The 19,312-nt window shown below is 64.0% G+C and carries 24 protein-coding genes and 1 tRNA gene; 15 read left to right on the top strand and 10 right to left on the bottom strand.

Annotation, left to right across the window (positions count from 1 at the left end):
• Nucleotides 1-107 precede the first annotated feature (107 nt).
• From E0L29_RS05490 to proC, 3 genes are all read left to right on the top strand, one after another.
• Nucleotides 108-428 (top strand): c-type cytochrome, encoded by a 321-nt coding sequence (locus tag E0L29_RS05490; protein WP_131355956.1) that lies wholly within the window; start codon nt 108-110, stop codon nt 426-428.
• 146 nt (nt 429-574) lie between these two features.
• Nucleotides 575-829: a SemiSWEET transporter gene (locus E0L29_RS05485; RefSeq protein ID WP_131355953.1), complete on the top strand. Its 255-nt coding sequence runs from the start codon at nt 575-577 to the stop codon at nt 827-829.
• 37 nt (nt 830-866) lie between these two features.
• Nucleotides 867-1,667, top strand: coding sequence for a pyrroline-5-carboxylate reductase (proC, locus tag E0L29_RS05480; RefSeq protein ID WP_131355950.1), 801 nt, complete (start codon nt 867-869; stop codon nt 1,665-1,667).
• Between the two features lie 12 nt (nt 1,668-1,679).
• On the opposite strand, the gene glp is transcribed toward proC, so the two are convergent.
• From glp to E0L29_RS05455, 5 genes are all read right to left on the bottom strand, one after another.
• Nucleotides 1,680-2,909 (bottom strand): gephyrin-like molybdotransferase Glp, encoded by a 1,230-nt coding sequence (gene glp, locus E0L29_RS05475; RefSeq protein WP_131355948.1) that lies wholly within the window; start codon nt 2,907-2,909, stop codon nt 1,680-1,682.
• Complete coding sequence (moaCB, locus tag E0L29_RS05470; protein ID WP_131355945.1) at nt 2,909-3,844, bottom strand: bifunctional molybdenum cofactor biosynthesis protein MoaC/MoaB; 936 nt, start codon at nt 3,842-3,844, stop codon at nt 2,909-2,911. The genes glp and moaCB overlap by 1 nt, the downstream gene beginning before the upstream one ends.
• 48 nt (nt 3,845-3,892) lie before the next feature.
• The gene (locus E0L29_RS05465) at nt 3,893-4,735 is read right to left on the bottom strand and encodes a glycerophosphodiester phosphodiesterase family protein (protein WP_131355943.1); all 843 of its coding nucleotides are present in this window, start codon (nt 4,733-4,735) and stop codon (nt 3,893-3,895) included.
• Nucleotides 4,736-4,747: 12 nt separating this feature from the next.
• Nucleotides 4,748-5,263, bottom strand: coding sequence for an RsbRD N-terminal domain-containing protein (locus E0L29_RS05460; RefSeq protein ID WP_131355940.1), 516 nt, complete (start codon nt 5,261-5,263; stop codon nt 4,748-4,750).
• A gap of 147 nt (nt 5,264-5,410) precedes the next feature.
• Nucleotides 5,411-5,734 (bottom strand): hypothetical protein, encoded by a 324-nt coding sequence (locus tag E0L29_RS05455; RefSeq protein ID WP_131355937.1) that lies wholly within the window; start codon nt 5,732-5,734, stop codon nt 5,411-5,413.
• 201 nt (nt 5,735-5,935) lie between these two features.
• On the opposite strand from E0L29_RS05455, the gene E0L29_RS05450 reads away from it, so the two are divergent.
• The 3 genes from E0L29_RS05450 to E0L29_RS05440 are packed head-to-tail and all read left to right on the top strand — an operon-like array spanning nt 5,936 to nt 7,709.
• Nucleotides 5,936-6,106 (top strand): YqaE/Pmp3 family membrane protein, encoded by a 171-nt coding sequence (locus E0L29_RS05450; RefSeq protein ID WP_131355934.1) that lies wholly within the window; start codon nt 5,936-5,938, stop codon nt 6,104-6,106.
• A 26-nt stretch (nt 6,107-6,132) separates the two neighbouring features.
• Entirely contained in the window at nt 6,133-7,254 is a 1,122-nt protein-coding gene (gene mobAB / locus E0L29_RS05445; RefSeq protein ID WP_131355931.1) for a bifunctional molybdenum cofactor guanylyltransferase MobA/molybdopterin-guanine dinucleotide biosynthesis adaptor protein MobB, read from the top strand.
• On the top strand, nt 7,251-7,709 hold the full coding sequence (locus E0L29_RS05440; RefSeq protein WP_131355928.1) for a universal stress protein: 459 nt from the start codon (nt 7,251-7,253) through the stop codon (nt 7,707-7,709). Before mobAB ends, E0L29_RS05440 begins: the two co-directional genes overlap by 4 nt.
• Here E0L29_RS05440 and E0L29_RS05435 read toward each other — a convergent pair.
• The 5 genes from E0L29_RS05435 to E0L29_RS05415 all read right to left on the bottom strand — a co-directional run bounded on the left by E0L29_RS05435 (nt 7,681) and on the right by E0L29_RS05415 (nt 12,622).
• Complete coding sequence (locus tag E0L29_RS05435) at nt 7,681-8,502, bottom strand: metal ABC transporter permease (RefSeq protein ID WP_131355925.1); 822 nt, start codon at nt 8,500-8,502, stop codon at nt 7,681-7,683. The genes E0L29_RS05440 and E0L29_RS05435 overlap by 29 nt on opposite strands.
• 4 nt (nt 8,503-8,506) lie before the next feature.
• Nucleotides 8,507-9,265 (bottom strand): ABC transporter ATP-binding protein, encoded by a 759-nt coding sequence (locus E0L29_RS05430; RefSeq protein WP_131355921.1) that lies wholly within the window; start codon nt 9,263-9,265, stop codon nt 8,507-8,509.
• Nucleotides 9,262-10,134, bottom strand: coding sequence for a zinc ABC transporter substrate-binding protein (locus E0L29_RS05425; RefSeq protein ID WP_131355918.1), 873 nt, complete (start codon nt 10,132-10,134; stop codon nt 9,262-9,264). Before E0L29_RS05425 ends, E0L29_RS05430 begins: the two co-directional genes overlap by 4 nt.
• Nucleotides 10,134-11,816, bottom strand: a complete 1,683-nt coding sequence (gene leuA, locus E0L29_RS05420) for a 2-isopropylmalate synthase (RefSeq protein ID WP_131355915.1) — start codon at nt 11,814-11,816, stop codon at nt 10,134-10,136. Before leuA ends, E0L29_RS05425 begins: the two co-directional genes overlap by 1 nt.
• Nucleotides 11,817-12,169: 353 nt before the next feature.
• Entirely contained in the window at nt 12,170-12,622 is a 453-nt protein-coding gene (locus tag E0L29_RS05415) for an META domain-containing protein (protein ID WP_165498834.1), read from the bottom strand.
• A 227-nt stretch (nt 12,623-12,849) separates the two neighbouring features.
• Here E0L29_RS05415 and E0L29_RS05410 point away from each other — a divergent pair.
• From E0L29_RS05410 to fabF, 9 genes are all read left to right on the top strand, one after another.
• Nucleotides 12,850-12,921, top strand: a tRNA-Asn gene (locus tag E0L29_RS05410).
• A 100-nt stretch (nt 12,922-13,021) separates the two neighbouring features.
• Complete coding sequence (locus E0L29_RS05405) at nt 13,022-13,561, top strand: DUF177 domain-containing protein (protein WP_131355909.1); 540 nt, start codon at nt 13,022-13,024, stop codon at nt 13,559-13,561.
• Between the two features lie 25 nt (nt 13,562-13,586).
• Nucleotides 13,587-13,778 (top strand): 50S ribosomal protein L32, encoded by a 192-nt coding sequence (rpmF, locus tag E0L29_RS05400; RefSeq protein ID WP_131355904.1) that lies wholly within the window; start codon nt 13,587-13,589, stop codon nt 13,776-13,778.
• Between the two features lie 26 nt (nt 13,779-13,804).
• A complete protein-coding gene (plsX, locus tag E0L29_RS05395; protein WP_131355901.1) occupies nt 13,805-14,830 on the top strand; it encodes a phosphate acyltransferase PlsX in 1,026 nt (341 codons plus the stop codon).
• Between the two features lie 65 nt (nt 14,831-14,895).
• Nucleotides 14,896-15,885: a beta-ketoacyl-ACP synthase III gene (locus tag E0L29_RS05390; protein WP_131355897.1), complete on the top strand. Its 990-nt coding sequence runs from the start codon at nt 14,896-14,898 to the stop codon at nt 15,883-15,885.
• Nucleotides 15,886-15,928: 43 nt separating this feature from the next.
• Nucleotides 15,929-16,834 (top strand): ACP S-malonyltransferase, encoded by a 906-nt coding sequence (gene fabD, locus E0L29_RS05385; RefSeq protein WP_131355894.1) that lies wholly within the window; start codon nt 15,929-15,931, stop codon nt 16,832-16,834.
• Nucleotides 16,835-16,883: 49 nt separating this feature from the next.
• Nucleotides 16,884-17,621: a 3-oxoacyl-[acyl-carrier-protein] reductase gene (gene fabG, locus E0L29_RS05380; protein WP_131355891.1), complete on the top strand. Its 738-nt coding sequence runs from the start codon at nt 16,884-16,886 to the stop codon at nt 17,619-17,621.
• Nucleotides 17,622-17,703: 82 nt separating this feature from the next.
• Complete coding sequence (gene acpP / locus E0L29_RS05375) at nt 17,704-17,940, top strand: acyl carrier protein (RefSeq protein ID WP_011356896.1); 237 nt, start codon at nt 17,704-17,706, stop codon at nt 17,938-17,940.
• A 115-nt stretch (nt 17,941-18,055) separates the two neighbouring features.
• Nucleotides 18,056-19,309, top strand: a complete 1,254-nt coding sequence (gene fabF, locus E0L29_RS05370; RefSeq protein ID WP_131355888.1) for a beta-ketoacyl-ACP synthase II — start codon at nt 18,056-18,058, stop codon at nt 19,307-19,309.
• Nucleotides 19,310-19,312: the final 3 nt, after the last annotated feature.

The raw sequence follows: 19,312 nt of genomic DNA, 5'->3' as shown, positions 1-19,312 counted from the left end.
AAGGAACGCGCCGAAATGCTAAACTGACCAGATTGAGCCGTTCAACATATGCTCATACAGTAAAACACAGTACCGTAACAACCATCATATTCAAGGGAGAAACCGCCATGTCTCGTTTCCTCACCGCAGCCGCATGCGTGGCAATCGCAGCATCGTTCACCGTCGACGCCCGTGCCGCATACAACCCCGCCGCCGGCAAAGCCGTCTACGACGCAAGCTGCGGCATGTGCCACAACACCGGCATGATGAGCGCACCGAAAATCGGCGTCAAGGCCGACTGGACCGCCCGCATGGGCCAGGGCCTCGACAAGATGGTCGCAAAGTCCATCGCAGGCTTCAACACCATGCCGGCCAAAGGCGGCAACGCGAAGCTCACCAACCAGCAGGTCGGCGACGCCGTCGCCTATATGGTGCAGCAGGGCAAGTAAGCCCGGTTCGGCTCCACATCGCTGAGAAAGGGCGGGAATCATCATCCCGCCCTCTCTTTTTTATGGGGAAAACAAACGGCGGGACGTATCTTTCCGGGGGCGCCGGAAAACGGCCCCGCAACAACACGCTATAGGAAAAGGGCGGCATGAACCACTCCGAATACCTCGGCTACATGGCCGGCATCATCACCACGCTGTCCCTGCTTCCGCAGGCGCTGAAGATCCTCTCGACCCGCCATACCCGCGACATCAGCCTGATCTGGGCCATTGCGATGAACATCGGCGTCATCCTCTGGCTCCTTTACGGCCTGGCCCGCCAGGACCCGCCGATGATCGCCGCCAACGCATTCTCCCTCATCCTGCTCATGACCATCCTCCTGCTCAAGCTCCGGTACGGCTAGCCGGGCGGGCCCCATCAACCTCCAGACTGCAAGCACCATGGAACCCATCCGCATCGGATTCATAGGAACGGGCCGGATCGCCCGGGCCATCATCGCCGGCCTCGGCCGGGACGAAGAGATCCTCATCTACGGCTACGACCGGGAGCCGAAGGCCGTGGAGGCCGTCGCCGCCGAGCACCCCGTCACCCCCTCTGCCTCCGTGGAGGAGCTGGCCTCGAAAGCGACAGTCATCATCCTGGCCGTCAAGCCCTACCAGATCGAAGAGGTCGTCACCGGGCTGCGGGCCTCGCTCACGCCCGAACATCTGCTCCTGAGCGTGGCGGCCGGTATCTCATCGGAGTTCATCAGGAAAAACGCCCTTCCGGAGACGAGGGTGGTACGCCTCATGCCGAACACGCCGGCGTTCGTCGGCAAGGGCATGACGGCCATCTGCAAAGGAGCGATGGCCACCGGGGAGGATATCCGAATAGCCGAAAGGCTCTTCAGCGCCATCGGGCGGGTCGCGGTGCTCGAGGAGTCGCAGATGGACGCCGCGACCGCGCTCTCGGGCAGCGGCCCCGCCTACATGTTCAACATCCTCGCCGCGCTGGCCGAAGGAGGCGTGCGATGCGGCCTTTCCGGGAAGGAGGCGCTCCTCCTCGGCGCCCAGACCATGCTCGGAGCGGCAACGATGGTGCTTGAGGGAACCAGAACCCCCGAGGAGCTGAAGCGGGAGGTCACCACCCCGGGAGGAACCACCGAGGCGGGACTGAAGGTGATGGACGAACTCGGGATCCGCGATATCCTCATGCAGGCCGTCGCCGCGGCCGAAAGCCGATCGAGGGAACTCGGCCGCTGACCCCGTCCCCGCTCAGAGGGGAAGGCGGGACCAGGGAAGCAGCGAGCAGGTGATGAGCTCCCCTGCCGGGACCGGAGCCTCTGCCGCCGGGGACTCGATGATGCAGTTGGCGCCGACGAGCGAGGTCGCCATGTGCGACTCGATGAGCGGGGAGGTGCGGCAGTACAGCCTCCCGCCCTCCTCGCGCAGCACGCCCGGCAGGAACCGGTAGCGCTTCCGGTCGGAAGGAAAGGGAGTCTCGAGCGCGGCCTGCATCTTCCTGGGCCTTCCGAGCCCCTGCAGGGAGAGAAGGGCCGGCACGCAGTACTCCGTGAAACAGATCAGCGACGAGACCGGGTTGCCGGGCAGGGCGAAGACCGCCTTCCCGTCCGCAGTGCAGCCGAAATAGAAGGGCTTGCCCGGTTTCTGCGACACCGTCCAGAATTTTTTCTCCACGCCGAGCTTCCCGAGCTCCTCCTGCACGAAATCGAACTCCCCCGTCGAGATACCCCCCGAAGTAACGAGTACGTCGGCCGCATCGAGGGCCCGGCGAAGCGCCTCCCGGACGGCATCGGGATCGTCGGTGGCGTACTCCGTCGCGACAGGCTCGATGCCCGCCGAACAGCATGCGGCGCGGAGCATATGGCTGTTTGAATCGTAGATGGCCGCCTGTCCGAGCTCTCCGCCCGGACGCTGCAGTTCGTCGCCGACCACGACGAGGGCGACGGAAGGCCTGCGCCAGACCGATGCCGACTCCATGCCGAAGGAGGCCATGACGGCGATCTCGGCAGGCGTGATCCTCCGCCCCGCAGCCAGCACCTCTTCCCCCCCGGCCAGCTCCTCACCGCGGTGGCGGACGTTGGCGCCCGGTTTCGGGAGGCGGTAGATCTCCACCTCATCCCGCCCGAACCCGCTGGTGTTCTCGAACGGCACGACCGTATCGGCCCCCTCGGGCATCGGGGCGCCGGTCATGATCTCGGCGGCATGCCCCTCGGCAAGACTCCCGGCTGCGCTGCTGCCGGCGGGTATCCGGAGACTGACGGGCAGGCGGAGGGGGTCGTCGAAAGAGGCCTCCCCGGCACCGGCCATCCGGAAGGCGAAGCCGTCCATCGCGGCGTTGGTGAACCGGGGCATGGGAAAGGGAGCCGACACGGGGGCGGCGAGCACCCTGCCCTGCAGCTCTCCGAGCGGGCACTCTTCGACGACGGGTGCGGGAAGGGACTCCATGACGATGCGTCGGGCATCGGGTACGCTGGTCAGCATCAGTGGCCCTCCCCGTTCAGCATTGCGAAGGCGTGGAAGAGCGGCGGCACGATCACCTCGAGCGCATCGGCGGCGGCCCCGGCGCTGCCAGGGAGGCAGACGACGACGCTGTGACCGATCACGCCGGCGGCGAGCCGGGAGAGCATGGCCCTGCGCGTCTTGGTCTGTCCCCACCCCTGGAGCGCCTGCTCGACGCCCTGAAGACGGCGCGAAAACTTCGGGAGAAGGGTATCGACGGTAATGTCGCGGGGCCCGAGCCCGGTTCCGCCGGAGGTGAGGACAAGCTCCACCCCCTCGGCCAGGAGCGCATCGAGAACCCTCTCGAGCTCCGAGGGCTCGTCAGGAACCACCCGGACGTCGCCGACCTCGCACCCGGCGGCGAGCAGCCCGTCGCGAAGGATGGCGCCCGACCGGTCGACGGCCTTTCCGGCCGAAACGGAGTCCGAGAGCACGATGACAGCGCTTTTCGGCCGAAAACCGGAAGCGCTCTCCTTCCCGCCGCTCTTCGAGAGCAGCCGCACACCGCCGATCTCCATCTCCTTGTCGACGGCCTTGCACATATCGTAGATGGTAAGGGCCGCAACAGAGACGGCCGTCAAGGCCTCCATCTCCACGCCGGTCGACTCCTTCGTACGGGCCGTCGACTCGATCCTGACGCCGTCCGGCTCGATTTCGAAGGAGAGGTCGATCCAGGAGAGGTTCAGCTGGTGGCAGAGCGGAATGAGCGAGGATGCCTGCTTGGCCGCCTGGATGCCGGCGATCTTGGCCGCGGTCAGCACGTTGCCTTTCGGCATCCCATCACCCCGGATCATCCGGACGGTGTCAGGATGGAGGGATATCCGGCCCCCGGCCCGTGCAGTGCGCAGGGTACCGGGTTTCGAGGAAACGTCGACCATGGCGACGTTTCCGTCGCCGTCAAGATGGGTGAATGCCATAGGGGTCACAATGGATTGGTTGGGCCTCCCGAAGAGGTCTTGGCTGCATTATAGATAGCGATTGCCTCCCTCAGATGCAAAGGCCAGCGCCCGTTCGGGATGATCGGTGATGATCGCGTCGACCCCCATCCCGGAGAGCCGGAGCATCTCCCGGGGGTCGTTGACGGTCCATGCGGCCGTTCTGATGCCGAGAGCGTGGAGATGGCGGACCAGCTCCGCGGTGAGGAGCGGGTGGCGGGGGTTCACCCATGCCGGGCGGAAGCCGAGCCGGCGCAGGGAGGGACGGATGGCGTCGGACCGCTCGACGAGCAGGCCGCAGGGAACCTCCGGCATCTGACGCCAGGCCTCGCGGACCACCCGCAAATCGAACGACTGGATGCGGATCCGGCGGAGCACGCCGACCCGGCGCGCCGCTTCGAGCACCAGACGGACGAACACGGCCGGGGGTGGATGGAAGAGATTGTCCCTCGAGGGCCAGGACTTGAGTTCGAGATTGTAGGTCATGGGCTCCCGGGAAGCCTCAAGATGCCTATCGACCGAACGGAACACCTCGGAGAGCAGGGGACGGGAGGAGCGGACGCGCTGCTGGCCCGGAAAACGGGGATCCGGCGCGCCGCAGTCGAAACGCACGACCTCCTGCGAGTGCATGGCGTAGATGGGGCGGCGGCGCCCTCCCTGAAGCTCGATCCAGGGATCGTGGGCGACGAAGGCCTGCATGTCGGCCGACACCGTGAGGTCGAGCTCGACGACCCGCACGCCGAGGTCGGCGGCAGCCGTAAACGCCGGAATGGTGTTCTCTGCAAAAAGGGAGCGGGCGCCGCGGTGCGCCTGTATCTCAAAAGGGCGGGAAGGGGTCTGCGGGGCCAGGGGCCCCGCGGAAAGGGACGGCACGACGGGGGGAGACTACTCAACCATGAGCCAGTGGCGGAACCCTTCGAAGGTGCTCTCGAAAAAGCCCTCCTCCTGCGTCCGGGGTGCCGGAACGCCGTGGTTCTCATGACCGACCAGCGCGAAATAGACCGCCTTCTCGTAGAAATGGTTCAGCCGGTGCGAGAACTCGATGGCGCGGTTGAGATCGATTCCCTCGGTGATGATGCCCTCTTCGAGAATGTAGCGCCAGATGAGGTCGCGCTCCAGCATCAGGGAGTAGGCCATTTCGCTGACCTTGATGCCGGTCTCCGCCCGCTCCGCTCCGACCTGGAGGAAGTGCTCGGCGATCTGGCGGTCAAGGCCGTCCTTCTTCTCCACCCACTCGCCGAGCTTGCGGAAACGACCGTAGACGATATCGTGCAGCTCCGCTTTGGAAAGCTTGGCATACCCGGCCGTCAGCGGGCTCTTGCGGACGGCATCGACCCATTTGGCCGAAAGGGTTTCGGCATGGTTTTCGATGAGCTTGATGAAACGGTTGATGAGCAGCATGACGATGGCATTTTTTGGTGTAGTACAGGATGCAGGCATACTCGCGGCCTGCAACTATAAGCTACGCATCTTCCGTGGAGAGTTCAAACGGTTCCATGAGAATGGAGCCGCCTGCAAAGGGGCGTCGGGCGAGGGGATGAAAGGGCGTTACTGCTTTTTAGACGATGCGTTGCGACGTTTGGAGGCAGGACGCGAAGAGTTCTGCGACGACTTCTTTTTCGACTTCCGCTTCTGCTGTCGGTTGCCGCCGGTGCCGCTGGAGGCGGCGCTGCCGGCCTGTCCGCCGATGCCGGAGGCAGATGACGAGGCACGGTTCCTGCTTTTGTTGAAACGGTTCTTGCGGTACTTCTTTTCGAGGTCTGCGTAAGGGCTGGGCGGGTGTGGCGAGGTATTGGGATTGTTGAAATTCGGCTCGTCGACAACCTCGTCGAAATCATCCGGCAGGACGCTGGGATGAAGTGTGTTCACCAAGTTGATTGCAATTTATGTTCAGAGTGTGATCGCATGCCTGACGAGAGCAGGAACCATGCTGAAGGGAGTCTAATTTACCATTTTCAGTTCAATATGCAAGCAGCGCCCGGTCCGTGGGCGATTTTGCATTGGAGGCCCCCGCTTCATATATTATCAGCACATAGCCCTACAACGATCAACCCAACCGCCACGGAGCGCCATATGGACACCAAACGACTCATTCTCGCTTTCGTCCTCCCCCCTGCAGCCGTCATGAACAAGGAAGCGGGCACCATCATGCTCACCGGCCTGCTCACCGTGTTCGGCTGGGTTCCCGGCGTGGTCGCCGCCCTGGTGATGATGGCCCGGGAACAGCGCCAGCCGAAAGCCTGAGCAGCTCCTCCGGAGCAGAGGCCGGCATGCTCTTCCACCCCTCTGAACTTGCCTTCTGCGGCTACTCCGGCTCGGGCAAGACCACCCTGGCCACCGCAGTGGTGCGCGATCTTGCGGCCCGCCACAGGGTGGGCTACTACAAGCACGGCTGCCACCGCTTCGACATAGACCGCGAAGGAAAGGACTCCGATCTGGCGGCCAGGGCGGGCGCCGCCACCGTCATGGTGTCGGGACCCGACAAAAAGGCCGCCATTTCCCACGCCCCTCCCGAACCGATGGAGTTCGAGCGCTTCGCCTTCCGGAGCTGCGACATGCTCATCGTCGAAGGGCTCAAGGAGCTCCCCATCCCCAAAATCGTCCTCGTCGACTCCGGGAGGAAGATCCTCCGGCTGATCGAGGAAGGCTCGGTCGGCGAGGTCCTGGCGCTTGCAGTCCCCGACGATCCGTCCTCCTACCGCACCCCCTTCCTCGAGGGTGTTCCCGTCCTTCACCGCGACGACACCAGGGCCGTGGCGGATTTCGTCGAACGCCACCTGCTCGGACGCGCCGCACCGCTCGCAGGCCTCGTGCTCGCCGGCGGCAGAAGCTCCCGGATGGGCTGCGACAAGGCGCTTTTGGACTACCACGGCAAGAACCAGCTGGAGTACGCCCGGGAGCTGCTCGCCCCGTTCTGCCGGGAGGTCTGCATCTCCTGCAGGAGCGAGCAGGCGGAAGAGTACGCGGCCTCCGGCATGCCGATCATCACCGACAGTTACCTCGACATGGGGCCGATGGGCGGACTGCTCTCCGCACAGCGCGCGCTGCCGGGAAGGGCGTTCCTGGTCCTGGCCTGCGACCTCCCCTTCCTCGATTGCGACACCCTGGGGCGACTCGCCGCCGGCCGCAACCCGCTCCGCTTCGCCACGGCCTGGCGCAGCCCCCGGTCGGGCCGCTTCGAGCCGCTTCCGGCCTGCTACGAACCGAAGTCCGGAACCCCGCTCCTGCTCCGCCACGCAGAGGGGCTCAACGGGCTCAGCGACTTCCTCTCCAACGTTCCCATCGAGGAGCTCGAGGCCCCGGACGCCCTCTTCATGCAGAACATCAACACCCCCGGGGAACGCTCTGTTGCGCAGCAGGCGTTTTCCGAAAGAAAGAACCGCCGCCAATGAAACTGCTCGCCGCCATCGACTTTTCGGAACTGACGGAGCCCGTCCTCCGCGAAACGGAGCGGCTCGCCAGGGGGCTTTCCGCAGAAGCCGTCCTCCTGCACGTCCGGCCGCCGGTATCGAGTGCCTTCGACCTCTACCCCGAAACCGAGCTCATCCCGCTGCCGGCAGGCGGAGAGGCCCTGCCCGACGGCACCGACGGCTCGGGAAAGGATCGGATCGAAGCCATGGCAGAAGCCCTCCGCCAAAGCGGCATCCGGGCCACGGCGCTCGGCGTGGACGGCGATGAGGTCGAGCGCATCGTCGGCGAAGCGCAGCGCATAGGAGCCGGCATGATCATCGTCGGATCGCACGGCCACGGGGCGCTCTTCCACCTGCTGGTTGGAAGCGTTTCTGAAGGGGTCGTCAGGAAGGCAACCTGCCCGGTCCTTATCGTTCCGCGGCAGACCCCCGGGTAAAACCCGCGAGCTGCACGAGGAGGAATGCGGCGGCGGCGACGAGAATGATGGTGGCTCCGGAGGCGAGGTTGAACAGGTAGGAGAGCCAGAGCCCTATGACGCTGAAGAGGAGCGAAAGGACGGTTGCCAGCGCCATCATGGCCGGAAGGCTCCGGCTGAACCTCCTTGCGATGGCGGCCGGCACCGTCAGGAGCGCGATTACCATCACGATTCCCACCACCCTCACCATCACCACCACCGTCAGCGCGATCAAAGAGAGCAGGAGGAGGTAGAACGCCGTCGAGGGAACCCCCGAAACGCTGGCGTACTCCTCGTCGAAGGAGATTGCCAGAAGCTCCTTCTGGAACAGGAAGGCCGTGGCGACGATCACCGCGTCGAGCAGGAAGATCATCCAGAGGTCGAAGGAGGGGACGGTGAGAATGTTGCCGAACAGGTAGCTGAAGAGGTTGGGAGCATAGCCCGGCGTCAGGCCGATGAAAATCACGCCGACAGCCATGCCCGCCGCCCAGAAGGTCCCGATGGCGGTGTCTTCCGACACCTTCGCCTTCTTGCCGAGCAGCCCGATGCCGAGCGCCGCCAGCAGGCTGACGGGAATGACGCCGAGAAGCGGGTTCACCCCGAGCCAGTACCCGAGCCCGATGCCGCCGAAGGCCGTATGGGCGATGCCGCCGCTGATGAAGCCGATTCGGCGGACCACCACGTAACTGCCGATGATACCGCAGGCCACGCTCGAGAGCAGGGCCGCAAGCAGCGCATTGCGCATGAACTCGTAGGAAAGGATCTCGTGCACCATGGCTTCAGTCTCCGGTTCGTGCCGGAGGCACCGGCTGGTTGTGGCGTATGGCGTCGACCGGATAGCGGTAGAGATCGTCGAGGGTGCCGTGGGGAAGCGAGGAGCCCTCCTCATGCATGTCGAGGGTGCAGTTGAGGCAGGCGACCCTCGTCACCCTGCGGCTGATCGCCCCGGTATCGTGGCTGACGAGCATGATGGTCATCCGGCCGCGCAGTCCCTCGAGCAGGTCGTAGATGCTTGTCTTCATGTCGGGGTCGACGCTGGCGGTCGGCTCGTCGAGCAGCAGCAGTTCGGGGTCGCCGACCAGTGCGCGGGCGATGAGGGCACGCTGCAGCTCGCCGCCGGAAAGGGCCCCGACCTGGCGGCGCCGGATCGGCCCGAGGCCTGTCGTTTCGAGGGCCATGTCAACCTTCCGTCGGTCGTCCCGCCCGTAGCGCTGCAGAAGACGCTTGCGGGAAAGCCGGCCCATCAGCACGAGCCCCTCGACATCGATCGGGAAATCGCGATCGAAGAAGAGCCGCTGCGGCACGTAGCCGACCCGGCCGAAAGAGGCGCCCGGCGGATCGCCGAAAACACGGATGGTGCCCTCGGTCGGACGAAGGAGCCCCAGGATGCAGCGAAGCAGGGTCGTCTTCCCTCCGCCGTTGGGACCCACGATGCCGATGAAATCCCCCTCGAAGACCGAGAGGGTAAGCCCCCTCAAGACATCGACGCCGCCGAGGCGGACCCGGAGCCCTTCGCAGGCGACGACGGGCTCCTTCACCTGATCGCCTCCCGGAACGCTTCCGTCGCCCTGAGGAGGTTGGCGGAATAGTCCATGGCAAGCGGATCGACGACACGCGTGACGCCGTCGATCTCCCTGGCGATGGCGGCGGCCTGGGCGGAACTGAACTCGGGAGAGACGAACACCACCCTGATACCCTCGGCCCGGGCCCGATCGACGACGCTGCGCATCTGGCGGGGCGTCAGCTCCTTGCCGCCCGACTCGGCGGCAAGCTGGCGCAGTCCATAGGCATGGGCATAGTACCCCCAGGCGGGATGGAAGACCAGGAAGCTGCCGCCGCGCGAGGGCGCAAGCGCGGTGCGGATCGAGCGGTCCAGCTCCCGCAGCTCGCGCTTCAGCAGCTCGGCATTGGCCAGGTAGGTTTCGGCACCGGAAGGATCCGCCCCGGCCATCGAACGGGCGATGTTGTCGGCGATGAGAAGGCCGTTGGAGGGATCGAGCCAGAAATGGGGATCCATGCGGTGGTCGTGGCCTCCGGCGTGCGCCTCCCCGCCCATCGGAAGCAGCCGCACCCCCCTGGAGGCGTCGCACACCCTGAGCCCGGGATTGAGGGCGAGGAAGCGAGGCATCCAGTCGAGCTCGAACTCGACGCCGGATCCGGCCTTGACGAAAAGCGCAGCGCCGTCGAGCGCGGCCATCTGGCGCGGAAGCGGCTCGTAGGTATGCGGGTTGCCGCCCGGCGGCACCATCACCTCCACCGTGGCCCGCCCGCCGGCGATTCTCTCTGCGAACCATGCCAGCGGCTGGATGGAGACCGCCACCCGCATGCGGCCGTCCCGCTCCGGTACGGCGCAGCCCGAAGGCAGCGCCATGAGGAGCAGCAGAAGGATGCGCAGCGCGCGATGCATCAGTAGAGCCGGTTGAGGGCGCTGAGGGTGGCGCGGATGGAGGCAAGGCTGATATTGGAATCGGTGCCTGCGCCGAACGAGACGCGGCCGTCGGAAAAGCCGACGCGCACATAGGCGATGGCCGTGGCACCGGCGCTGTGGCCGATGGCGTGCTCGGCGTAGTCGTCCACCGTGAACTGCGGGCCGCCGGCCTCGATGAGCCCCTTGGAGAATGCGTCGAGCGGACCGTTGCCCACGGCCTCGAACGAGAGGTCGCGGCCGTCCATGGCGACAACGCTCGAGATGCGGGTGGCGGCCCCGTCGGCCGCCGCACCCGGGTCGTCGGCCCAGCTGATGTTGCACTTCTTCAGTACGAACTCACCCTGCGGCCGGACGTACTCCCTCTGGAAGAGCTCGTGGATGTCGGCGGCCGATAACTCCTCGCCCGTCCGGTCGGCGACCGCCTGGACCGCTTCTGCGAAGTCGGGCTGCATCCACCTTGGGATCTGGATGCCGTACTCCTTTTCGAGCACGTAGGCCACCCCGCCCTTGCCGGACTGGCTGTTGATGCGCACGATCGCTTCGTAGGTGCACCCCACGTCTTCGGGGTCGATCGGCAGGTACGGCACCGCCCAGGGTCCGCCGCCCTTCCGGCCGCGCGCCTTCAGCCCCTTGCTGATGGCATCCTGGTGCGATCCCGAAAATGCGGTGTAGACCAGCTCACCCGCATAGGGGTGGCGGGGGTGTACATCCATGCGGGTACAGCGGTGGTAGACCTCGCGGATGCGCGGCAGGTCGGAGAAGTCCAGGCCGGGATCCACCCCCTGGGTCAGGAGGTTCAGCGCCATGGTGACGATGTCCATGTTGCCGCACCGCTCACCGTTGCCGAAGAGCGCCCCCTCGACACGGTCGGCGCCTGCCATGAGGGCGAACTCCGCCGTCGCGACGGCCGTGCCCCGGTCGTTGTGGGCATGGACGCTGATGATGGCCGCCCGGCGATCGCGGAGGTTGCGCGAGAACCACTCGATCCGGTCGGCATAGACGTTCGGCCGCGACATCTCCACCGTTGAGGGAAGGTTCAGGATGACGGGCTCGTCCTGCGAGGCTCCCCAGGCCTCCATCACGGCATGGCAGACGTCGAGCGCGTAGTCGAGCTCGGTGCCGGTGAAGCTCTCCGGACTGTACTCGAAGCGGATGCCGGCATTGCCGCTCTCGTCCTTCAGGCGCCTGACGAGGCGGGTCCCCTCGACGGCGATATGGCGGATCTCGTCCATATTCTTCCCGAAGACCACCTCGCGCTGCAGGGTCGAGGTCGAGTTGTAGAGATGGACGATGGCGTTCCTTGCCCCGCTGATGGCCTCGAAGGTCCTGCGGATGAGGTGCTCGCGGGCCTGCGTCAGGACCTGGATGGTGACGTCGTCGGGAATGAGGCTCTCCTCGACGAGGCGGCGGACGAAGGCGAACTCCGTGGCGGAGGCTGAGGGGAAGCCGACCTCGATCTCCTTGAAGCCGACCGAGACGAGGAGGCGGAACATGGCGATCTTCTCGTCCACGCTCATCGGCACCGGAAGGGCCTGGTTGCCGTCGCGGAGGTCGACGCTGCACCAGACCGGTGCGGCCTCGATGGTTCGGTCGGGCCAGGTGCGGTCGGCGAGGCCGACCTCCGGATAGGCTGAATACTTCTTGTAATTCATTGTCTTCATAACAGCTGTACGCCTCCTTTTTCCTTGTAAAAGCAGAAAAAGCCGCCATTCCCGGAGGGCGGCGGCTTTATCACGGTCCTGCCGGACACAATCTTCGGCAGCAACAGACTAAAACACCCCTCCTACGCCCCGCTTCGCGCCTGCCGGCGGAAGGGGCTCGCTAAGGAGAAGCTGCCGGATACTGGTCGTAACGCTCATCAGTCTGCTGGAAATACCGGGTTTCTTGCGGGCATGCACTCCACCGGCATGCCGCATTCGTCAAAATATAATAAAATACGTGAAGCAAGCAATTGCGCCCGAAGAGGACCACACCTCATCAAACACACGGAGGGAACCGTCCGTTCCCCCGGCACTCAGCGCCCCTGCACCGCAATGCAACGCAGCAGCACTCCCCCCTTGCGGTCGTAAAGCGAGAGCCGGCCTCCGCGGCGTTCATACGTGGCCGCTCTCTTGAGGGCCCTGAGGAAGGCCGCCTCGCGCTTCGTGATGGCGGGCGGGCACGGCCGGCTCTCGGGAGTGATGCCCGAAAATGCGATCCGGCTGCCCTTCAGGCTGTATGAGCCCGTCGTGTTGCTGCACCCCGTCGCGGCGCGGAAGGTTCCGCTCGCGTAGAGGACGAGGGAAACGTCGAGCTTCTGCCCCCGAAGGAACTCCACCCTCGATCCGTCGATCTCGACGGCGCGCCACAGGGCGCCCCGCAGCCGCACCTCCGGCGACACCGCCCCGCGCTCCGGCGTGCAGCCAGCCACCGCAACCATCGCCACGACGAGCATCATGGCCATCATACCTCCGATCCCCCTCCTCATACGTCTCATCGCTGTTCCTCCCACGCGTCTTTGAAGTGAATGCACATCCGCTTCCGGACCTCCGGAAACCCCTCACTTACATGGTAACAACTGCCGCGCCGGAATCAAACCCCGAGCGTTCGGCCCGCAGCCTTTTCGGCGGCAGAAAAAAAAGATTCCCCTCTCTTGGAAATAAAAAAAACGGGTGTATATTTACCACCCATCTGCCTCGATAGCAGAGATCGCATTCCGCGATAGCTCAATGGTAGAGCATGCGGCTGTTAACCGCAGGGTTGTAGGTTCGAGTCCTACTCGCGGAGCAAACGAAAAAGCAGAAGATCCGCGGTTCTTCTGCTTTTTCATTTTCGAACGGATTTTTTGTACATTGGTGTTCTTTTATTCGAGAAACGACGGGTAGGGATGCACAGAGAACACGCACTCATAGCGATCCGCACTTCGGCCCTCACGGAGGGAACCCGCCAGTTCGATTTCACCTGCACGGCTGGTGATTTCAAGGATCCTAAGATTGAAGAGGCCGGTTTTTCCGGCCCCGTCCGGGCAAGGGTGACAGTAGAGAAGGCCGGCGGCGAAATCGCACTGACGATAGAGACCGCAGCCGAATGCGACTTCACCTGCGACATCTGCCTGGCCCCCATCAGAAGGGAGCTGAGCGGATCGTACCGGATCTTTTACGACTGCAGCGGCAGCGAAGCGCAGGGAGCTCCCGGGGAGAATGGCGACGAATACCGGATCCTCGACAGGAGCGCGGTGGAGATAGACCTCACCGAAGACGTTCGCGAAACGCTGCTCCTTTCGGTCCCCATGAAGGTGACCTGCACCGGAAACCCCGAATGCAGGATCTACACGGAAACGGAAGAAGAGCAGGAAGGACAGGAACCCGAAGGGGGCAGCAGCTCCTGGAAGGAGGGCCTGGAGAAACTGAAAAAGAAGTATCGTTAACCGACTATAATACAGAGAGACAACCATGGCAAACCCGAAAGCCAAAATGTCCAAGTCACGGCGCGACAAAAGGCGTGCCCAGTTCAATGCCCGGACCAAGGCGGCGACAACCGTCATCTGCCCGAACTGCGGCGAGCCGACCCTGCCGCACCGCGCCTGCCGTCACTGCGGCCAGTACCGCGGACGCACTGTCGTCGCCAAATCGGCCAACAGCTGACCGTCAAACCCCAAGACCACTCCACAATGCTGACCATTGCTGTTGATGCCATGGGCGGAGACCATGCCCCGGCATGCGTCATTGACGGGGTCCTCGAGGCCCTGCAGGAAAGCGGCAACAGGTTTGAAATCATCCTCATCGGCCAGTCGGAGAAGGTTGAACCCCTTCTGGCCAAGCACGACGTCTCGGGACTCAACCTGAAATTCATGCACGCCCCCGAGGCGGTCACCATGGATGACGTCCCCGCCACGGCGGTGAAGACCAAACAGAACTCCTCCCTCGTCAGGGGCCTGCAGCTCTGCAAGGCCAGGGAGGCTGCCGCGTTCGTCAGCGCCGGCAACACCGGCGCCCAGATGGCCGCGTCCCTCTTCATCCTCGGCCGGCTTCCCGGCGTGCTCCGCCCGACCATCTACGCCTACCTGCCCCGTCTGCAGGAGGGGCTGACCAACATGGTCGACGTCGGCGCCAACATGGACTGCAAACCGGAAAACCTGGTGCAGTTCGCCGAGATGCTCACCATCTACCAGCGCTACGGCGCAGGGATCGAAACCCCGCAGGTCGGCCTCCTCAACATCGGCGAGGAGGAGGGCAAGGGCTCCGAAACCCTCAAGGCGACCCACCCGCTCCTGAAAGCGGCCCACGAAGCAGGCAAGATCAATTTCATCGGCAACATCGAAGGCCACGACATCCTCAAGGGCAACGCATCCATCGTCGTCTGCGACGGACTCGTCGGCAACACCATCCTGAAGTTCGGCGAAAGCATCCCCGAATTCCTCGGCGCGCTCTTCAAGCGTGCGCTTGAAAAAACCGTCGCATCCGGTGCCATGGACCAGAAGGCTGCCGGTGCCGCGACAGCCATGTTCAAAGGCATGTTCGAGCCCTTCGACGTGGAAAAGTTCGGCGGAGTCCCCTTCCTCGGCGTCGATGGCATCTCCATCGTCGGCCACGGCCGTTCCTCGTCCAGGGCGATCAAGAACATGATCTACATGGCCGAGCACATGGTCGAGCGGAAGGTCAACGAACACATCGCCGAGGTTCTGGCGGAGAAGTAGCCGCCGGTGGTTCCCGACCAGGACGGCCGGGGACCGTCAACCACCTTTTAACCCCACCCAACCGCATGAACGCAGCAATCACCGCTACCGCAAGATACCTGCCCGAGGGCGTGCTCACCAACAAGGACCTCGAGCGCATGCTCGACACCAACGACGAGTGGATCCGCACAAGGACCGGCATCAGTGAACGCAGGATCCTCAGGGACCCGGCGAAGGCGACCGCCTTCATGGGAGGAAAGGTGGCAAAGCAGCTGCTCGAGAAGCGCGGACTCCGGGCCGATGAGCTCGAGCTCATCATCGTGGCCACCATGACGCCCGACATGCTCTTCCCTTCCACGGCATGCCTCGTGCAGGACATCATCGGGGCAAAAAACGCCTGGGCGTTCGACATCAACGCCGCCTGCTCGGGCTTCATGTACGCGCTCAATACCGCATCGAAGTTCATCGAGGCGGGGACCCATAAAAACGTCATGGTCATCGGCGGCGACAAGATGAGCTCCATCATCGACTACACCGACCGCTCGACGGCCATCCTCTTCGGCGACGGCGCCGGCGGCGTCATCCTAGAAGCGGCCGGAAGCGAAGGCTACGGCGTGCTCGACGCCCGCATGTACAGCGACGGCACCGGCGGAAAGGACCACCTCCTCATGAAAGGTGGCGGAAGCCTCAATCCCGCGACCCACGAAACCGTCGACCAGCACCTCCACTACATCCACCAGGACGGACGCATGGTCTTCAAGTCGGCGGTCACCTCCATGGCGGACGTGGCGGCGGAGATCATGGAGCGCAACAACCTCACCTCCGACGACATATCCTGGCTCGTGCCGCACCAGGCCAACCAGCGCATCATCAGCGCAACGGCCGAGCGCATGGGCATCGACGACTCGAAGGTCATCTCCAACGTGGCACGCTACGGCAACACAACGGCCGGCACCATCCCGATCTGCCTCTCGGAACTCGACGACCGCGGCGACCTCATGCGCGGCTCGAACCTCGTGCTCGTCAGCTTCGGCGCCGGCTACACCTGGGGCGGCATCTACGTGAAGTGGCAGTAAGCGCACACTCAGGAATACAACGGACGAAGACCCCAAGAAAGCAATGAAAGCATTCGTATTTCCCGGACAGGGATCCCAGTACTGCGGCATGGCGAAGGACCTCTACGAGGCCTTCCCGAAAGCCAAGGAGCTCATGGAACAGGCCAACGAGATCCTCGGCTACCGCATCACCGACATCATGTTCACCGGCAGCGAAGAGGAGCTCCGCCAGACCATGCACACGCAGCCGGCCATCTTCCTGCACAGCATGGCAGCAGCCTCCCAGCTCCCGAGCGAAGGCGTCGCCATGACGGCAGGGCACAGCCTCGGAGAGTATAGCGCGCTCTGCTTCGCCGGAGCCATCAGCTTCGAGGAGGGCGTGAGGATCGTCGCCGAGCGCGGACGGCTCATGCAGCAGGCCGCCGACCAGAACCCCGGCACCATGGCCGCCATCATCGGCATGCAGGACAGTGCGCTTGAGGGCCTGCTCGCCGAGGCTTCCGGCGAAGGCGTCGTCCAGGCCGCGAACTTCAACTCGCCCGGCCAGATCGTCATCTCCGGCAACGTCGCAGCCGTCAGGAAGGCCGTCGAGCTCGCCCCATCGCACGGAGCCCGCATGGCAAAGGAGATCGCCGTCTCGGGCGCATTCCACTCGCCGCTTATGAAGCCGGCCGAGGACAAACTGGCCGCAGCACTCGAAACCGTCACCATCAGCGACGCACGGGTCCCGGTCTGCATGAACGCCGTCGCGCGCCCGGTCGTCGACGCCGCCGAGATCCGCAGGAACCTGGTCCTGCAGCTCACCAGCTCCGTCCTCTGGACCCAGTCGATCGGAGAGATGGGGAAGGCGGGCGTCAGCGAGTTCGTCGAAGTCGGCCCGCAGAAAGTGCTGCAGGGACTGATCAAGCGCATCGAGAAGGGAGCCGCCCTCAGCGGCTTCGACACCGCCCGGGACATCCAGGGGTCCTGAGAGAAGAACCCAAGAGAGACTACCGCAACCCTCTAAAATGAGAGCAACCATGTTTGAAGGAAAAATCGCAGTCATCACCGGGGCAGCCCGGGGCATCGGCCAGGCCATCGCCTGGAACCTCGCCGCCGGCGGAGCCGACATCGTCCTCTGCGACATCAAGGAAGAGTGGCTCCAGGAGACCGCCGACGGAGTAAAGAAAGCCGGCCGCAGGGTCTGGTGCTTCGAGCTCGACGTCACCGACACCGACGCGGTCCAGAAAGCCTTCACCGAGATCGCCGCCGCCACCGGCACCATCGACATCCTCGTCAACAACGCCGGCATCACCCGCGACGGGCTCCTCATGCGCATGAGCGAAGAGGACTGGGATGCGGTGCTCACCGTGAACCTCAAGGGCACCTTCTCCTGCACCAAGGCGGTCAGCCGCATCATGATGAAACAGCGCTCCGGCTCGATCGTCAATATCGCCTCCATCATCGGGCTCATGGGCAACGCCGGCCAGGCCAACTACGCCGCATCGAAAGGCGGGGTCATCTCCTTCACCAAGTCGGTCGCCAAGGAGCTCGCCTCGCGCGGAGTGCGCGTCAACGCCGTGGCTCCCGGGTTCATCTCATCGAAGATGACCGACGCCCTCTCCGAAGAGGTCCGCCAGAAGATGCTCGAGGCCATCCCGCTCGCCCGCTTCGGCAATCCCGAGGACGTGGCCGACGTCGTCGCATTCCTTGCCGGCGACCGCTCAGCATATATCACCGGCGAGGTCATCAACATCAGCGGCGGCATGGTGATGTGATTTGGGCAAGCCCTTTTTCTTTGTATATTGCACGACATTTTTTTCAGGTTTTTTTATCAACAACCAACACCGGAGAAGCAACATGACCGAAGCAGAAATCAGAGACAAAGTATACGATATCATCGTCAGCAAGATGGGCGTCAACAAGGACCAGATCAAGCCGGAATCCAAGTTTTCCGACGACCTCGGCGCCGACTCGCTCGACACCGTTGAGCTGATCATGGAGCTCGAGAACGAGTTCGACGTGCAGATCCCCGACGAAGATGCTGAGAAGATCGGCACCGTCCAGCAGGCCATCGACTACATCGTCAAGAAGTAAGTCCCCCTCCCGGGATAGCTCCGATACGGACGAAAACACTGCCGAACCGGTGCGGGCGATTTGTCCTTCACCGGTTCCTGCAGTTAACAGACGCTAATAAATCAAACACTTAGAGATGGGTCAGGAACGAACAAGGGTTGTCATTACCGGCATCGGGGTGCTCACCCCCATCGGCCACACGAAAGAGGAATTCTGGAACGCACTCGTTGCAGGCAAAAGCGGCGGGGCACCGATCACCTACTTCGACGCCACCGATTTTGCGACCACCTTCGCATGCGAGCTCAAGGACTTCGTCGTCGAAAACTATATCGACAAGAGAACGGCCGACCGCATGGACCCCTACTGCCAGTATGCCATCGTCTCCTCAGACCAGGCACTCAAGGATTCAGGCCTCGACCTGCAGTCGATCGATCCCCTGAGGATCGGCGTCGTGCACGGCTCGGGCATCGGAGGCATGACCGTCTACGACCAGCAGTTCCGCCAGTACCTGAACCGCGGTCCGCGACGCATCAGCCCCTTCTTCATCCCCATGCTCATCCCCGACATCGCCGCCGGACAGATCTCCATGCGGCACGGGCTCATGGGTCCCAACTACGCCACCGCATCGGCATGCGCGACCTCGCTGCACGCCATCATAGACGCATACATGCTCATCCAGTCCGGCATGGCAGACTACATGGTCTGCGGCGGATCGGAAGCACCGATCACCCCGATGAGCGTCGGAGGCTTCAACTCCGCACGCGCGCTCTCGACAGCCAACGACATCCCCTCCAGGGCATCGCGCCCCTACGACCGCGACCGTGACGGCTTCGTCATGGGAGAGGGCGCAGGCTCGCTCATCATGGAGAGCCTCGAATCGGCCAAAGCACGCGGCGCGAAGATCTACGCCGAGCTGGTCGGCATCGGCGCCACCGCAGACGCGCACCACCTGACCGCCCCCCATCCGGAAGGCAAGGGCGCGCTGAACGCGATGAAGACCGCGCTCTCGATCGCCGGCATCGGCACCGACAAGATCGACTACATCAACACCCACGGCACGGCAACCCCGCTCGGGGACATCGCCGAGGTCACCGCCATCAAGAAACTCTTCGGCGACCACGCAAAGAAGCTCAGCATCAGCTCCACGAAGTCGATGACCGGGCACCTGCTCGGAGCCGCCGGCGTCGTCGAATCGATCGCCTGCATCCTGGCCATGCAGAACCAGACCGTCCCGCCGACGATCAACTGCGAGAACGTCGACCCGGAAATCGACGTCGACATCACGCCGAACACTCCGAAACAGCGCCCGATCGAGTACGCGCTGAACAACGGATTCGGTTTCGGAGGACACAACGCATCGCTGATCTTCCGCAACGGCGCCTCACTCTGAGCC

This window comes from Chlorobium sp. N1 (assembly GCF_004332115.1).
Classification (GTDB): Bacteria; Bacteroidota; Chlorobiia; order Chlorobiales; family Chlorobiaceae; genus Chlorobium.
The sequence above is the reverse complement of the archived record's forward strand: the minus strand, read 5'-3'. Positions and strand labels throughout refer to the sequence as shown.

Coding starts and splice junctions, on each gene's coding strand:
- E0L29_RS05490 (WP_131355956.1), top strand. CDS start 108: ATGTCTCGTTTCCTCACCGCAGCCGCATGCGTGGCAATCGCAGCATCG.
- E0L29_RS05485 (WP_131355953.1), top strand. CDS start 575: ATGAACCACTCCGAATACCTCGGCTACATGGCCGGCATCATCACCACG.
- proC (WP_131355950.1), top strand. CDS start 867: ATGGAACCCATCCGCATCGGATTCATAGGAACGGGCCGGATCGCCCGG.
- glp (WP_131355948.1), bottom strand. CDS start 2,909: ATGCTGACCAGCGTACCCGATGCCCGACGCATCGTCATGGAGTCCCTT.
- moaCB (WP_131355945.1), bottom strand. CDS start 3,844: ATGGCATTCACCCATCTTGACGGCGACGGAAACGTCGCCATGGTCGAC.
- E0L29_RS05460 (WP_131355940.1), bottom strand. CDS start 5,263: ATGCTGCTCATCAACCGTTTCATCAAGCTCATCGAAAACCATGCCGAA.
- E0L29_RS05450 (WP_131355934.1), top strand. CDS start 5,936: ATGGACACCAAACGACTCATTCTCGCTTTCGTCCTCCCCCCTGCAGCC.
- mobAB (WP_131355931.1), top strand. CDS start 6,133: ATGCTCTTCCACCCCTCTGAACTTGCCTTCTGCGGCTACTCCGGCTCG.
- E0L29_RS05440 (WP_131355928.1), top strand. CDS start 7,251: ATGAAACTGCTCGCCGCCATCGACTTTTCGGAACTGACGGAGCCCGTC.
- E0L29_RS05435 (WP_131355925.1), bottom strand. CDS start 8,502: ATGGTGCACGAGATCCTTTCCTACGAGTTCATGCGCAATGCGCTGCTT.
- E0L29_RS05425 (WP_131355918.1), bottom strand. CDS start 10,134: ATGCATCGCGCGCTGCGCATCCTTCTGCTGCTCCTCATGGCGCTGCCT.
- leuA (WP_131355915.1), bottom strand. CDS start 11,816: ATGAAGACAATGAATTACAAGAAGTATTCAGCCTATCCGGAGGTCGGC.
- E0L29_RS05415 (WP_165498834.1), bottom strand. CDS start 12,622: ATGAGGAGGGGGATCGGAGGTATGATGGCCATGATGCTCGTCGTGGCG.
- E0L29_RS05405 (WP_131355909.1), top strand. CDS start 13,022: ATGCACAGAGAACACGCACTCATAGCGATCCGCACTTCGGCCCTCACG.
- rpmF (WP_131355904.1), top strand. CDS start 13,587: ATGGCAAACCCGAAAGCCAAAATGTCCAAGTCACGGCGCGACAAAAGG.
- plsX (WP_131355901.1), top strand. CDS start 13,805: ATGCTGACCATTGCTGTTGATGCCATGGGCGGAGACCATGCCCCGGCA.
- E0L29_RS05390 (WP_131355897.1), top strand. CDS start 14,896: ATGAACGCAGCAATCACCGCTACCGCAAGATACCTGCCCGAGGGCGTG.
- fabD (WP_131355894.1), top strand. CDS start 15,929: ATGAAAGCATTCGTATTTCCCGGACAGGGATCCCAGTACTGCGGCATG.
- fabG (WP_131355891.1), top strand. CDS start 16,884: ATGTTTGAAGGAAAAATCGCAGTCATCACCGGGGCAGCCCGGGGCATC.
- acpP (WP_011356896.1), top strand. CDS start 17,704: ATGACCGAAGCAGAAATCAGAGACAAAGTATACGATATCATCGTCAGC.
- fabF (WP_131355888.1), top strand. CDS start 18,056: ATGGGTCAGGAACGAACAAGGGTTGTCATTACCGGCATCGGGGTGCTC.